Source organism: Pontibacter lucknowensis, assembly GCF_900156415.1.
Taxonomy (GTDB): Bacteria; Bacteroidota; Bacteroidia; order Cytophagales; family Hymenobacteraceae; genus Pontibacter; species Pontibacter lucknowensis.
This window is the reverse complement of record NZ_FTNM01000002.1, coordinates 468,830-483,675: the sequence shown is the minus strand read 5'-3', so window position 1 is coordinate 483,675 and position 14,846 is coordinate 468,830. Positions and strand designations below refer to the sequence as shown.

Sequence of the window (14,846 nt, the reverse complement as noted above, 5' to 3'; positions counted from 1 at the left end):
TCCTTTCAACCTGGTCAGTCGCTTTTTATTTAAAATTAGAAATGGCCTGGAACAGCAGCTGGTTCTCGTCCACAGTGCCTACTGATATGCGCAGGCATCCTTCACAACCGGGCAGACTGGAGCGGTTGCGCACCACAATGCCCTGCTCCAGCAAATAGCTATACAGCCGGTTAGCATTCCTTACTTTCACCAGCAGGAAGTTGGCATCTGATGGGTATACCTTTTCAACCGCATCCAGCGATGGGAGTGCCTGCACCAGCATTTCCCTTTCCTGCACGATCTCCTCGATCATATAAGCCAGTTGCTCGGTCTGCTCCAGCGCTTTTAGTGCCAGCTCCTGGGTGGCTTCATTTATATTATAAGGCGGCTTGATCTTATCGAGCAGCGCAATGATCTCCTCTGAAGCAAATGCCATACCTAATCGCAATCCTGCCATACCCCAGGCTTTGGAGAAAGTCTGCAGAATAACCAGGTTAGGGTACTCAGCTAGTCGGGTAGACCAACTTGGAACATCCGCGAAATCGATGTAGGCTTCATCCACCACCACTAGACCGTCAAAATTATCCAGCAAGGTTTCGATGCTCTCTGGCTCGATCAGGTTACCGGTCGGGTTGTTAGGCGAGCAGATAAAGATCAGCTTTGTCGTATCTTTTACCTGACGCAGCACTTCCAATACCGGGATCTGAAAATCAGGCGTCAGCTGCACCGCATCCAGCTGCACCTCGTTCAGGTTGGCAGATACTTCATACATACCGTAAGTAGGCCGCAGATGCAGCATACTGTCCTGCCCCGGTCGACACACCATGCGGAACAACAGGTCAATCGCTTCATCAGAGCCGTTGCCCAGGAAAATCTGCTTAGGTGACAAGCCTTTAATGTCAGCTATCTTCTCTTTCAGCTTTTTCTGATGCGGATCGGGGTAACGATTATACCCTTCCCCTGCCAGACTGCCCAGGTTGTTCTCATTTGCGTCGATAAAGACACTGGCTGCGCCTTTAAACTCATCGCGGGCCGAGGAGTAAGCTTTCATTTTGAGTACGTTCGGGCGTACAATATTCTCCAGGTTAAACATTCTGCACCTCCTTTAATCTGATACTTACCGCGTTTTTGTGCGCCTCGAGTCCCTCAGCGGCGGCCATCACTTCAATGGCTTTTCCGATGTTCTGCAATCCTGCCGGTGTGATGTGCTGGAAAGTGATTTTCTTGACAAAACTATCGAGCGACACCCCACTGTAGGCGCGGGCATAGCCATTGGTAGGTAAGGTGTGGTTTGTGCCGGAGGCATAGTCACCGGCCGACTCCGGACTGTAGTTGCCCAGAAACACCGAACCGGCATTGGTGATCTTATCCAGCACTTCTTCAAAATTTTGGATAGAAAGGATCAGGTGCTCTGGTGCATAAAGGTTCGAAAAGCGCAGCATTTCTTCTACATTGCTGAGCAGAATACCTAAGCTGTTCTCCAATGCTTTGGCTGCAAATTCTTTGCGCGGCAAGTTGCTCAACTGTACCTGTAGCTCCTGCTCTACCCTTTTTAGCATTTCGGCAGATGTCGTCAGCAGCACTACCTGCGAATCAGCACCGTGCTCTGCCTGTGACAGCAGATCAGCTGCCACAAAAGCCGGATTAGCTGAGTCATCCGCCATCACCAGCACCTCCGATGGTCCGGCCGGCAAGTCGATGGCCACGCCCGTTTTGCTGAGCATCTGCTTCGCCACCGTCACATACTGGTTTCCTGGACCAAAGATCTTGTTCACGGCAGGTATAGACTCCGTGCCAAATGCCATGGCCGCAACAGCCTGTGCTCCACCTACTTTAGCGATCTTGTCTATACCTAGCAGCGAAGCCGTGTAGCGTATTGCCGGGTGAATGCTTCCACTTTTTGAGGGAGGCGTACAGAGTATAATTTCCTTGCAACCTGCCAATCGGGCGGGCACACCCAGCATCAGCAAAGTTGAGAATAAAGGCGCCGTACCTCCAGGTATGTACAAGCCAACCCGGTCAATGGCCACACTTTTTCGCCAGCAAGTCACACCGGGCATCGTCTCTACATGCTTCGGCTGCTCTGCCTGCTGCGCGTGAAAAAGCTGAATATTACTGTAGGCCTGCAAAATAGCCTCTTTCAGCTCAGGTGATAATTCACTTTCTGCCGCCGCGATTTCCTCCTGAGAAGCAAAAAGGCTATCCAGTTTTACGCCGTCATACTTCTGTGTCAGTTCCAGCAAAGCGGCATCGCCTTGCTTCTGTACCAGCCTGAAAGTCTGGGCTATACCTGCTTCCAGATCCTCAAAATTCTGCGTCGGCCGCTTTACCAGCTCCTGCCAATCGGCTTGAGCAGGATATTCTATTTTGCGCATCATACGATCATCTTTTCAATAGGTACCACCAATATACCTTGTGCTCCGGCATCTTTCAGCTTCTCAATGATCTCCCAGAAATCATCCTCGTTCACAACAGAGTGCAGTGAACTCCAACCCTCTTCGGCCAGCGGCAGAATAGAAGGTGATTTAGCGCCAGGCAGCAACTCGCTGATCTCGGCAATTTTGTCGTTCGGGGCATTCAGCAAGATATACTTGGCTTTCTGAGCACGCTGAACGGCGTGGATGCGGAACAGCAGTTTATTCAGGATCTCCTGCTTCTCAGCATTGAGTCCCCCGTTCGCAATCAGCACCGCCTGCGATTTGAACACGCGCTCCACTTCACGCAAACCATTGCTGATCAAAGTACTGCCCGAACTCACAATATCGCAGATAGCATCAGCCAGCCCGATGCTGGGAGCAATTTCAACAGAGCCGCTGATGGTATGGATGTGGGCCTGCACCCCTTTTTCGTCGAGGTATGACTGCAGCAAGTTGGGATAGGATGTCGCAATGTTCTTACCCTGCAGGTCGCTGATGTCTTCGTATGGATCACCCTTCGGCACAGCCAGCGACAAACGGCACTTCGAGAAACCAAGCTGCTCTACCGCCAGGTGCTGCATCCCTTCCTCTACCAGCACATTCTCTCCTACGATTCCGATATCGGCAACACCGTCGGCAACATAGCCAGGTATATCATCATCGCGCAGGTATAGGATCTCGAGCGGGAAATTGGTGGATTCAGTTTTGAGTTTTAGAGAGCTGGTTATGAAAGAGATACCGCACTCACGGATCAGTTTAAGCGAGTCTTCACTCAGCCTACCGGATTTCTGGATTGCTAAACGTAGCATATATATTGAATGGATTAAATAGGTACAAATAAGAATAACCTTGCTTGTGGCAAAGTACAGAAAGGGTGCAAAGACCCTACAGGGGGCTATATGGTGCTATTATTCCTCTTACGAGGAATGATGGAAATGATGATGATGCGCAGCAGAACCACAGGCAACAGGCGCTGCCGTGATAGAGGAAATAATGATATGTAGCGTGGTTTTGCTCATCTGCTGCTGCAAAGGTACAGTTGATTTTGGTTTATACAAATTAGTGCCAAAATTGTTTTTCCTATCGCATAGTTTGGCCCTTAAATAAAAAGGCACCCGTCAGTTACGACAAGTGCCTTTTTATTTAAGGGCCATAAGACCCTGCAAGCGTCAGCTTACTTCTTGAGGATCATCTTAATGGTTTGTGCCTTAGAGCCAGTGATCAGACGAGCCAAGTACACGCCTTCTGCCAGGTTACGGGCATCCAGTTCATACTCGTATACCTGTCCAGCCTCCGCCTTACCCGTAGCCACTTTCTTGATCAAGGAACCTCTCACATCGTACACTTCCAGCGCAAACTGCTCTTCCGTATCGAAAACGAAACGAATCGTCGTGCGATCAGAGAAAGCATTCGGATAGTTGTCGAAGCGGGCTGAAGACAAACCTTCCAGTTGGTCGGCAGCTTCGAGTTTTTTGCCGCCTGGGCTAGCCGCAACTGCTTTGTTCTCGTGGATTACGATGGAACCGCCACCGAGGATAGTTAAGTCACTAAGATCAGCATTTTCATCTGTATCTCTAGCATTGTCATAAACCACATTGCTGCCATTCCAGATTTTAATTCTGAACTTATCATTACCTCCACCACCACTCACTTGGCCGTCAGTAGCAACCACCATGAAGTTATAAGTTCCAGCATGACCAGCAATCGTACCAGTACCTTTGTAAGTTGCTTTAGCACCAGAAATTACAAGTGAACCTGCATCATGAGCTGAGCTCTTGAAGTTGATACCACCTGCCTGGAACTGGAATTCGGTATTACCTTCTACTTCGTTCTTGCCTTTTTTATATTTGGCAACAAATCCGAAGTTAGCTTTGCCGACTGCATCAGAACCAGCTAAAGCTCCAGTAGGAGAATTGATCCAGCCGCCGCCAGTAATGAAGCCACCTTCTGGGTCGTATACTGAGATGAATACAGGTTCTGTTGTCAACAATTCGCCAACAGCATTATGATACTGAAGTACGAGTTTGTGAACACCAGGAACACTTGGAACAATTGCAGAGCCAGTGATGCTAGTTGCAGTTTTCACACCGTCAGTATTATCAATAAAACCCCACACCCACACCGGGTTATTCACAATACCAGTGTAGTTTGCAACTACTTCAACTTTTGTGCTGTACTGCACAGGCGCTGGGTTAACTATCACCACTGTAGGGATGGCATGGATAGTTAAGTTTGCTCCAACATAAGTCAGATTGTAATTGCTTCCAGCAGTTAAAGTGCCTTGCTCGATTGCGTATGTACCTACAGCTTCGCCAGGTTCTCTAATTAATTTCCCAGTGAAACTATCATTACCAACTAATGCTGGGCTGAAGGTATACGTTAGCGCTGGATCAGTTTTGTCAAACATTTTCTCTTTGGCATCTGCTGTAACAGTAATGGCCTTCTGAGTAATAGTAAGATTTGCTGAAATATAGGTAAGGGTATAGTTAGTACCTGCTGTTAGGGTATTCTGCTCAATTGCATAAACTCCTACATCTTCACCTGCTACTCTCTTTAAATTACCGCTGAAGTTCTCACCTGCTACAAGTTCACCAACTGCTACATTATAAGTAAGATTAGGGTCGCTATCTCCATATACTTTGCTTTTCGTAACAGCAGCCACCGTAATTGCTCTTGTTCTGATGTCAGCGCTAGCAGTAGCGGTAGTGTTGGCCGTGTAGTTGCCGGCGTCAGCGCCGGACTTGCTCACAGAGGCAGTTACTTCCTTGCCAGTGCCAACGTTCTTGTCGTCGAACTGACCGTTAGAGGCGGCCACTGTCACCACGTCACCTGCTACCAGGCCGCTGGTGATAGAGGCAGCTACTGCCGCGTCTCTGTTACCGTCGTAGTCCTTGCTCTCAGCTGTGATGCCGATTACCAGGGCGATGGCTCTGATGTCAGCGCTAGCAGTAGCGGTAGTGTTGGCCGTGTAGTTGCCGGCGTCAGCGCCGGACTTGCTCACAGAGGCAGTTACTTCCTTGCCAGTGCCAACGTTCTTGTCGTCGAACTGACCGTTAGAGGCGGCCACTGTCACCACGTCACCTGCTACCAGGCCGCTGGTGATAGAGGCAGCTACTGCCGCGTCTCTGTTACCGTCGTAGTCCTTGCTCTCAGCTGTGATGCCGATTACCAGGGTCTTTGGACTTACAGTTAAATTAGCAGGATTACTGTAAACAGTGGTATTACATCCTATTAGAGCAACCCTATACTGGTATCCATTCATCGACACAGTAGGATCCACAACAGCGTAAGTCGCAGCGTTTGCGCCCGTTATCGGAATCCAAGTTAGGCTAGAACTACTTGTTCTATACTCCCACTGATATGTTGGGTTAGTACCAGCCACATCTACAGAAAAGATAGGACTCACAGCGGCACCATAAATAGTTGATTGATTTGCTGGTTGAGTAGTTATTGTAGGAGTAATACAAGTAGCTACATAATTTCCTGTTATTGTATTAGCACCGTTATTTGGTAATTTGTATGTGTTTGTTGGACCCGTTTGAGTATTTGAACCAGTTGTAATAGTTGTACTTCTATATAAAACCCCTCCAACTATTATATCAGGAAAAGTATAGCTAATATTATCATCTTTCGGAACAACTACCGAATTTGGCGTAGCCGGAGGTGTGAAATCCGGTGTAGACTTAGATTCTCCACCATTTATTTGATAGGTAACTTTTAAAGATGTTTGCGTAGGTAAACCAGTAGCTGCAAAGGTCACATTGGCGTCTGTAAAATATGTGTATGCTATAGTACCGCTTTGTTGGCCTTCCACTTTAACTGTGAATTTCACTCCTAAGTGGCGGTCTTCAATTGGGTATTCAATTTGCCAAGTACCATCTGGGCTGACTTTTGTATCGTGATAGCCATGGTGATGGTCATGCGCAGGATCTTCCTCTAGATGTATGTCTACCAAGCTATCCTGTGTCCAGCCAAAACCTGATATAATAGCTACTTCTCCCGGAGCATAATCATCCTTATCAGAAACAACCGTAGGATTATAACTATCAAAGGCATTAACACCCGCAAAGGAAAGCGAAGCAATGAGCGTGACCACATACAGTAGCTTCCACTTCGCCATGTGATTTAGTAAAGTTTTACCATTCATAAATTTTTAATAAAGGGTTTAGGGTTATAAGCTTTTCAATCATCTCACCTTCCAGACTTAAGGTGCAAGTGGTAGTAGATCAATAGTGTATATTCAGGTATGGGCATAAAAAAAGAACATAGCTTTCCTGATTGATGCATAGCAACACTACAGAAGACATGTTCTTTGGAAATCACACCCAAGCTTATATAATTTAAAATAATTAATAGCTTTATACAAAAATACGTCATAAAGGTTATACTCTTCAAATATTTTTTTAGGTTATTTTTATCGAATACAAAAGTTTATATATGTTACAGCCTCTGTTAGGAGCGCTTCTATGCAATTAATTATTCAAACTGCATGTATAGGCCATGTTATTGTAAAAACAACTTTCGAAATCAGTGCTATTTTTATTTAACTTTGTATCAGATTCTTGATATATATTTTATTTAGTTCTGGCATAGTTTTTTCAGTATATGCCTATACTACCCAAGACCCGACGTACGTATAATTACCATGAAGAAGTATCTGCTCAGTTTATTGGCTCTTGTTTTTTGCTTCGCGCTTAGTCAGCAAGCGGCTGCTCAAATTAAATTACCGCAGGCCAGCCCTGCTGCTATGGTGAAACAAACCATCGGACTGACAGAGATAACGGTGCGCTACCATGCGCCTGGCGTGAAGGGTCGCCAGATTTTCGGATCGCTTGTGCCGTATGGCAAACTCTGGAGAGCGGGTGCCAACGAGGCTACTCTGATTACGTTCGAGGACGATCTCTTTCTGAATCACGAGCGAGTTCCTGCTGGTACTTACTCCTTCTTTATCCTGCCAGAAAATGAAACGGAGTGGAACATCGTGCTGAACAAAGACACGACACTCTGGGGTTTGGAAGGCTACAGTGAGCTAAATGACGTGGCTTACCTGCGGGTAACACCTAAAAAGATTCCTTTCCAGGAAACGCTGCAGTTTGCATTCAGTGACATCAGCACAAATACTGGAACGCTAAACCTGACTTGGGAAAACTCACAGGTGTCAATCCGCATCGAAACAGAAATTGAGAAGAAGGCGCTTGCTAATATCAATAAAGCCTTGAAAGAAGCTGCTCCGGACGACTGGTATACCTGGGCGCAGGCAGCCAATTACCTGCTGGCACGCAGAGATCAGCACGAGAAAGCGTTGGAATACATCAACAAATCCATTGGCATTAAAGAGAATTTCTATAATAACTGGGTGAAGGCCAGGCTCTATGCACTCAATAGAGAATACCAGGTAGCAGCTAATTTGAGTGCAAAGGCGATGCAGCTGGGACCAAAGGAACCGGAATCGTACCAGACCTATGCCCGTGAAATTGAATCGGCTTATAATGAGTGGAAGAAACGGAGGTAGTAAAAAATCACAATTCACAAGCGGGGCTTCAGTTGTATAACTGAAGCCCCGCTCCTTTTTATACCTAAAAGCGGGCGATAAAACGTAAGTTAACTCGTCGGCCTGTCAGAAAGTTCGGAATAGCATAGGTCAGGTTATTTACATCGGTTACATAGCTGTAGGAAATGCGATTCTGGGCATCGATGATATTGAGCACTTCCAGACCGATCCAGAGGCTTTCCAGCGACACTTTCTTGCGATCCGTCAGGTCGTCTCCTAAGGCGATCAGCTTCGAAAAACCAATATCTACTCTTTTATAAGATTTGCCGGAGAAGGCATTGCGGAAATCCGGACGATTAGGCGGGCCAAAAGGCAGCCCACTGCCATACACGGCGTTCAGGTACATCCGGATAGTGGGGTTGTCAGGCAGGTGGTCCTGGAAGAAGACACCGATGTTCACCAACTGGTCTGTTGGACGGCGCATGTAGCCACGGTTCCGACTTCCGATTATTTCGCCGGAGCTGTTGTACACCAGGCTGGAGTCCCCCTGCACATTTTCCCTTGTCTGCATCAGCCCTAAACTCAGCCAGGACTCCGCTCCTTTTATAAACTCCCCATTCACCCGCACATCCAAACCGGCTGCATAGGCTTTCGCATTATTTTGCCCATAGTAGCGCAGCCGTACGTTGTCCAGATCATACGGCACCACATTGGTCATGTGCTTATAATAGGCCTCCGTGGTCAGTTTGAAATCACGGTCCCAGGCTTTGAAAAGGTAATCACTGCCGATGACAGCATGAAGGGAGCGCTGCGCCTTCAGATCCGGGTTGAGCTCTCCCTGAAAGTTGCGTAGCTCCCTATAGAAAGGAGGCTGATAATAGAGCCCCACGGCAGCTTTGAAGGAGAGGTCAGGGTTTCGGCGGGTAATAAACGAGTACTGCACCCGCGGCGTGATGGTCAATTCATTGTTATAGCTCCAGTAACTGGCCCGGATGCCATAGGTGAACGTTTTGAGGGAATCCAGTTCATAGGTATGCTGCACATAGCCATTGTAACGCTGGGTATGTAGGTCAAGCTCCGAATTAAGGGTGTAAGCCATCGTTACAAAGTCTGAAGAATCAACAAAGCCGTATTCAGACAAACGATCGTTGATGCGCTCCAGGCTGGCTTTTGCACCGGCAAGGACGGTGCTGCGCGAGCTCAGGCGCCAGGTATTACGGCTCTCTGCTGCCAGTACCATGGCTTTCAAAGCGTTGCGGGCATGATCAAACTGACTGCCTATGCCCCGGTCACGCAGGCACTCGCCCATGTCGTTACGCCCTAAGGTGTTGACGTCGCAGAGGCGGTAGGCGGCCTCTATATCACGAAACTCACGCTCCAGTGAGTGTACGCCTGACACGATAAACTCAGTCAGCAGATTATCGGATACCTGATGGCTCAGGTTAGCCCCCACCTGATAGGTATCATACTCCATGTTCTCCTGCCCATCGTAGGCTACCAAAAGCCGAAGCGGTGCCTGGCGGGTTCCGAAGGTGGTGGTTCGAGTTTCAGGCTCTACACGGAAATTGTTGCGGGCATAGCTGCCTAACAGGCCCAGGGTAGTGCGCTCGGGCTGCCTGCCCAGGTCGAAACTCAGGTATACCTGCCCGTCCGTAAACACAGGCCTGTACTGTCCGTCGACCTGAAGCCCCTGCAACATGTACTGACTGTTCTTGTGGCGCAGGCCCATCAGATAGGATACACGTTTGTTCTTCGAGGCTTCCTCCAGATGAATCGCGCCACCGGTCAAACTGCCGGTAACAGAACCGGCAAACGAGGTTGGCCGCTTGTACTGGATATTAAGAACTGATGAGAGTTTGTCGCCATACTTGGGCTGCCACCCTCCAGAAGAAAACTCAACATTGGCCACCAGATCCGGGTTGACAAAGCTCAATCCCTCCTGCTGCGCCGCTGAGATCAGAAAAGGGCGGTAGATTTCAATACCGTTGACATACACCAGGTTTTCGTCATAATTTCCGCCGCGCACGGAGTAGGTAGAGGAAAGTTCGTTGTTGCTGGTCACACCGGGCAGTGTAGCCAGTATCATGTTGAAATCACCGAAGGCAGAGGGAAGGGTTTTGGTGAGCGTCGGGTCGAGGCGGGTCACGCTGACCTGCTCCCGGGTATCATCTTCACGTTTGCCCCGCACGTCAACCTGCCGCAACTGCTGCGGATCGGCTTCTAACACAAAGTCGAGTACCAGTTCCTGACCTGCTTCGACCTGCACGCTTCGCTCCTGCTGCTTGTAGCCCAGGTAACGTACGACTAATACCAGATCTTCTGTGGCAGGTACTTTCAGGCTATACCTGCCCTGAGCATCAGTCTGAACGCCAAGGGTACGGCCCTGCACCCCGACCGTCGCCATTTCAAGTGGCTGGCGACTGGAGTCCAGAACCGTACCCTTCACTGTTCCCTGCTGTGCAAAGACACCTGCTGGCAGCAGCATCAAGAGCCATACCGCAAGATATCGGTGCATAGAGGGTGCTTTGATTATAAATTAAGCCTGGTTTTTCAGATTGGCAATGGTCTGAATAGGATCAGCAGAGTTGAACACAAAGCTACCGGCCACCAGCGCATCAGCGCCTTTTTCAAGCAGCAAAGGTGCATTCTGCTGGTTTACACCACCGTCAATCTCAATAAGTGCATTTGAGTTACGGGCAATGATCAGGTTTTTCAGCGCTTCAATCTTACGGTAGGTGTTTTCGATGAATTTCTGTCCGCCAAAACCCGGGTTAACCGACATCACGCAAACCAAATCCACATCAGCAATCACATCGTCGAGCAGTTGTACGGAAGTATGCGGGTTAAGGGCTACACCAGCCTTGGCTCCTGTTGCTTTAATTTGCTGAATGGTACGGTGCAGATGGTTGCAGGCTTCCAGATGCACAGATATGATCTCCGCTCCTGCCTCTCTGAACTGCTCGATGTAAAGCTCCGGCTCCACGATCATTAGGTGTACATCTAACGGCTTTTTGGCATGCCGCTGAATGGCCTGCAGCACAGGAAATCCGAAAGAAATGTTCGGCACAAAGCGGCCGTCCATGATGTCGATATGCAGCCAGTCAGCCTGGCTTTCGTTCAGCATTTCTACTTCAGACTGCAGGTTAGCAAAATCTGAAGCAAGTACAGAGGGGGCGATAATTGGTTTCATGAAGCAAATATAGAAATTAAGATAGAATCTGTTGTGTGAAAAACTTCGGCACTAGAGTTTGACAAAGCGCAGGGTAACGTTTTTGCTGTTGGAGCTTATCTGACAAAGGTATATGCCTTTTTTTAACCGAGACGGTCTGATGCTCAGCGTGTGTGTGGCCTGCTGTGCGGGAAGCAGTTGGGTATACACCAGCTTACCAGTGGCATCATAGAGTTGTGCCAGCGCAAGCTCCTTCTGCCAGTTCTCGTCCATCCGCAGTACAATAGGATCCTCCGCTACCGGGTTGGTGATGTTGATACCTGCTGCCAGTTCGTCTGCCAAGCCTGTGACGAGTCGGCTATATGTCGGGATACCGTAACCGATGGAATTATTCGGGTTGTTGTAATTACTTCCCAGTTGACGCATCAGCTCGAGCAACTGCATGTTGGTAAGCTTCGGACGAGCCTGCCAGATGCAGGCTACCATACCAGCCATGATCGGACCTGAAAACGAGGTACCACTGGAGCGGCCAAGAGCACCGGAAGAGGACAACACATATACTTGCTGCCCCATGGCTACCACATCTGGTTTGGTTCTCTGATCGGCTGTGGGGCCAACTGAGCTGAACAAGGCGTGAACTGCCAACGAGTCCACAGCGCCCACTGTAAGCACTGAGTCGGCATCGGCGGGCGCCGAGATATAGCGCCAGGTCTTGTTTCCCTCGTTACCGGCACTTGTCACGACCAGCATACCCGTTGCAGCGGCCAGGTCGGCGGCACGGGTAACGATCGTCGTATTACCATTGAGTTCGCCATAGGTATAGCTGTAAGAAGGTGCATCGAACAAGGTATAGCCGAGCGAAGAATTGATCACGTCTACCCCGGCACTATCGGCAAACTCAGCGGCTAGAAGCCAGTTCACCTCTTCAATGTTATGCTCAGTAGCGGCATCTTCCGTGCGGAACAGGTAATAGTCTGCTTTGGGGGCTGTGCCCACAATGCGTCCGGGATCATATGCGGCCATCGTGGAAAGCACCGAGGTACCGTGCTGGCTGTGGCCGTAGACATTCGTCTTGTTCCCAACAAAGTCGTAAGTGCCTTTGAGCTGACCGTTCTGGAAAAGGTGTGAGAAAGCACCGATGCTGTTCACCCCCGGAAAACCTGCGTCGAATACGGCAATGGTCATGCCTTCGCCTTGATACCCAGCCGCGTGTAGTTCAGGTATACCCAGCATGTTGGACTGGTGAAAGGATGGACCAAAATAAGAAGGGTCAAACGAAACCTTAGCAAGCGCCAGGCTATCGTTTGATTGCGTGGCTTTTTTATTTGAGGCAGGCAGGCGGTTGAGTTGCTGCGTACCCTTCACAAAGGCAAGTGTTTGTAACTCGGCCAGCTTTTGAGGAGAACATTGCACGACCGCCGCATTGAACCAGCGAGAGGTATAGAGCACTATAGCGCCAGCTGCCTTGATGTCGCTTACATAAGCCGGATTCACCGGAAGGTCACGAAAAGAAAGCGCTATACCCTGCTTGCTGCGGCGTTCGATCGCCTTAGCTGAAAGGTATAGCGCTGGTTCTGCTATTGAATAAGGAGAATTGTCTTTGTCAGTGAAGAAGATCAAATGCTTCTGTTGTGCGCCGTCGCCTCCCTGCGCCCTTGTATAAAGGGCCATCGTCAGAAGTAAAACAAGCAGAAACAGATGCCGCATAAGCTTTAAAGTTTACCGTGCTCGATTAAGATTTCTTCCCGTTCATGGCCGCTTGCAATTTTAAACCCATCCACACAACCTACACCACTTGAACAGTTCTCGTAGTTGAGTCGGTCGGAAACACGATGCACCAGGCCTATACCTTCTGCATAAACTTCATAACGGTCATCGAGTTTAGTACTGTTTGTTAAGAACTTCTGAATTACAGTGGCTGTAGACGGATAGGTTTCTCCGGCTACTTCATAGCTCAACCCTACATTTTCATATACATAAACTTCCTTATTATCTCGCAATTTACCTTCAGTCACTTGCCACGTATTGTACAAATCGCCAACAAACTCTAATCCGTTCTTAACAGGAAATACAAGCTTCACGTATTTCGTATTGTCTTTGGTAAGCATGACCATTGTTGGGCTTTTAGCCGCTGTCATTACCGAATCATCTAACCATTCAGCAGTTGCTGACGGTCGTTTAGAACGAATAATCTTATAAACAAGCTGCCCCGTCTGGTCAATAAAGCTAGTATCTACCCGTTCCCTCAACTGATAGTTAAGCTCGGAAGGTGTTTCACCGAAGTAGAGCGTTTCCTTCACATCATACACCCGATACAGTCCTACTTCCAGCGGATAATAGTCGTAGCCCATCGCCACAGGATCAGGGTCCTTGTATTTATTTTCGCAGCCAGCTACAAAGGCAGCCAGCACAACCAGGAGCAAGAGGGCTCTTCTCATTATTGCAACACGTTCAGGTTATAGTCTGAGTTATAGTTTGACTCGATCCAGCCGCCACCCACTACGTCGTTGCCTTCGTAGAATACGGCTGCCTGACCAGGAGCAATCGCATGCACACCACTCAGAAAGTGTACTTTCATCTTATCTCCTTCTTGCTCGATAATGGCCTCTGTACCCGGGTCGTTATACCTAACTTTCGTAATGGTAGGTATAGGCTGACCAATCAGGTTCTCATACTTCACCATGTTAAGCTTACCTACGGTCATCGCATTTTTGGCCAGGTCCTCATAGTTACCCAGTATTACGCGGTTAGTCTCTTTCTCAATGCGGGTCACATAAGCCGGAAAACCAAGTGCTATACCCAGGCCTTTGCGTTGCCCGATGGTATAAAACGGATAACCTTCATGCTTGCCTACTACAGTACCGTCCTCCAATACAAACTCACCGCCGGCTACCTGCTCTTCCAGTCCCTCAACACGGCGCTTCAGGAAGCCCCTGTAGTCGTTGTCAGGTATAAAGCATATCTCATAAGACTCCGGCTTATTCACCAGTTCCGTGAAGCCACGGTCCATGGCCATCTGTCGAATCTCCGTTTTACGCAGTTTTCCAAGTGGGAACATCGTACGACTCAGGCTCTCCTGCGAAATACCCCACAGCGCATACGACTGATCTTTGTTTTCGTCCAGACCTTTTGATATCACATAGCGGCCATTTTCTTCCCGGATGTTAGCATAGTGCCCGGTCGCGATAAAGTCACAGCCTAATTGATCGGCACGACGTAACAATGCATCCCACTTGATATGTGTGTTACACAACACGCATGGGTTTGGCGTACGGCCTGCAATGTATTCGTCTGTGAAGTGGTTGATCACATAGTCACCAAACTCTTCGCGTATGTCTATAATATAGTGCGGGAAGCCGAGCTGTACCGCTATGTTTCGGGCGTCGTTGATGGAGTCGAGGCTGCAACAACCAGTCTCCTTCTTGCTGGCGCCGCTCGATGCATAGTCCCAAGTTTTCATGGTCATACCCACCACTTCATAGCCTTGCTCGTGCAACATCACAGCCGCCACGGAGCTGTCTATGCCGCCGCTCATGGCTACCAATACCCTTCCTAACTTACTCATTTATCTTCAGAATTGTAATTCGAAATGCTATAATTTTTCTACAAAGATAGTAACATCGGGGCACTAATAAAGATTCAGCCTGGCAAATATTGTAGCAACAACTGTTTAAAAGACCCTGTTGCATTAAAAAAAACATTAAAAAATATGGCATCGTACCCGATAAGGAACTTACTTTGGAATTAAATAGGACTAACTCAACCGACCCGGTTTTAAAAAATAGATTGC

10 protein-coding genes are annotated in these 14,846 nt (G+C 48.5%); 1 reads left to right on the top strand and 9 read right to left on the bottom strand.

The window, feature by feature from the left end; all coding sequences use genetic code 11:
* Window positions 1–25: 25 nt before the first annotated feature.
* The 4 genes from hisC to BW972_RS08210 form a co-directional block, all read right to left on the bottom strand.
* Window positions 26–1,072 carry a histidinol-phosphate transaminase gene (hisC, locus tag BW972_RS08225; protein WP_076421746.1) on the bottom strand — a complete coding sequence of 349 codons (1,047 nt, stop codon included), beginning with the start codon at window positions 1,070–1,072 and terminating at the stop codon, window positions 26–28.
* A complete protein-coding gene (hisD, locus tag BW972_RS08220) occupies window positions 1,065–2,354 on the bottom strand; it encodes a histidinol dehydrogenase (RefSeq protein WP_076422114.1) in 1,290 nt (429 codons plus the stop codon). The genes hisC and hisD overlap by 8 nt, the downstream gene beginning before the upstream one ends.
* Complete coding sequence (gene hisG / locus BW972_RS08215) at window positions 2,354–3,205, bottom strand: ATP phosphoribosyltransferase (RefSeq protein WP_076421745.1); 852 nt, start codon at window positions 3,203–3,205, stop codon at window positions 2,354–2,356. Before hisG ends, hisD begins: the two co-directional genes overlap by 1 nt.
* A 365-nt stretch (window positions 3,206–3,570) precedes the next feature.
* Window positions 3,571–6,516, bottom strand: a complete 2,946-nt coding sequence (locus BW972_RS08210) for an MBG domain-containing protein (protein ID WP_159439850.1) — start codon at window positions 6,514–6,516, stop codon at window positions 3,571–3,573.
* Between the two features lie 525 nt (window positions 6,517–7,041).
* On the opposite strand from BW972_RS08210, the gene BW972_RS08205 reads away from it, so the two are divergent.
* Window positions 7,042–7,908, top strand: coding sequence for a DUF2911 domain-containing protein (locus BW972_RS08205; RefSeq protein WP_076421743.1), 867 nt, complete (start codon window positions 7,042–7,044; stop codon window positions 7,906–7,908).
* A gap of 64 nt (window positions 7,909–7,972) precedes the next feature.
* On the opposite strand, the gene BW972_RS08200 is transcribed toward BW972_RS08205, so the two are convergent.
* The 5 genes from BW972_RS08200 to mnmA are packed head-to-tail and all read right to left on the bottom strand — an operon-like array spanning window position 7,973 to window position 14,621.
* On the bottom strand, window positions 7,973–10,402 hold the full coding sequence (locus BW972_RS08200; protein ID WP_083674112.1) for a TonB-dependent receptor: 2,430 nt from the start codon (window positions 10,400–10,402) through the stop codon (window positions 7,973–7,975).
* A 21-nt stretch (window positions 10,403–10,423) separates the two neighbouring features.
* Entirely contained in the window at window positions 10,424–11,077 is a 654-nt protein-coding gene (gene rpe, locus BW972_RS08195) for a ribulose-phosphate 3-epimerase (protein ID WP_076421741.1), read from the bottom strand.
* 51 nt (window positions 11,078–11,128) lie between these two features.
* Window positions 11,129–12,763, bottom strand: a complete 1,635-nt coding sequence (locus tag BW972_RS08190; RefSeq protein ID WP_076421740.1) for a S8 family serine peptidase — start codon at window positions 12,761–12,763, stop codon at window positions 11,129–11,131.
* Window positions 12,764–12,768: 5 nt separating this feature from the next.
* Complete coding sequence (locus BW972_RS08185; RefSeq protein ID WP_076421739.1) at window positions 12,769–13,494, bottom strand: hypothetical protein; 726 nt, start codon at window positions 13,492–13,494, stop codon at window positions 12,769–12,771.
* Window positions 13,494–14,621, bottom strand: a complete 1,128-nt coding sequence (gene mnmA, locus BW972_RS08180; RefSeq protein WP_007656475.1) for a tRNA 2-thiouridine(34) synthase MnmA — start codon at window positions 14,619–14,621, stop codon at window positions 13,494–13,496. Before mnmA ends, BW972_RS08185 begins: the two co-directional genes overlap by 1 nt.
* Window positions 14,622–14,846: the final 225 nt, after the last annotated feature.

Bases quoted from the DNA above. Each gene is read 5' to 3' on its own strand.
- hisC (WP_076421746.1), bottom strand. From the start codon at position 1,072: ATGTTTAACCTGGAGAATATTGTACGCCCGAACGTACTCAAAATGAAA.
- hisD (WP_076422114.1), bottom strand. From the start codon at position 2,354: ATGCGCAAAATAGAATATCCTGCTCAAGCCGATTGGCAGGAGCTGGTA.
- hisG (WP_076421745.1), bottom strand. From the start codon at position 3,205: ATGCTACGTTTAGCAATCCAGAAATCCGGTAGGCTGAGTGAAGACTCG.
- BW972_RS08210 (WP_159439850.1), bottom strand. From the start codon at position 6,516: ATGGCGAAGTGGAAGCTACTGTATGTGGTCACGCTCATTGCTTCGCTT.
- BW972_RS08205 (WP_076421743.1), top strand. From the start codon at position 7,042: ATGAAGAAGTATCTGCTCAGTTTATTGGCTCTTGTTTTTTGCTTCGCG.
- BW972_RS08200 (WP_083674112.1), bottom strand. From the start codon at position 10,402: ATGCACCGATATCTTGCGGTATGGCTCTTGATGCTGCTGCCAGCAGGT.
- rpe (WP_076421741.1), bottom strand. From the start codon at position 11,077: ATGAAACCAATTATCGCCCCCTCTGTACTTGCTTCAGATTTTGCTAAC.
- BW972_RS08190 (WP_076421740.1), bottom strand. From the start codon at position 12,763: ATGCGGCATCTGTTTCTGCTTGTTTTACTTCTGACGATGGCCCTTTAT.
- BW972_RS08185 (WP_076421739.1), bottom strand. From the start codon at position 13,494: ATGAGAAGAGCCCTCTTGCTCCTGGTTGTGCTGGCTGCCTTTGTAGCT.
- mnmA (WP_007656475.1), bottom strand. From the start codon at position 14,621: ATGAGTAAGTTAGGAAGGGTATTGGTAGCCATGAGCGGCGGCATAGAC.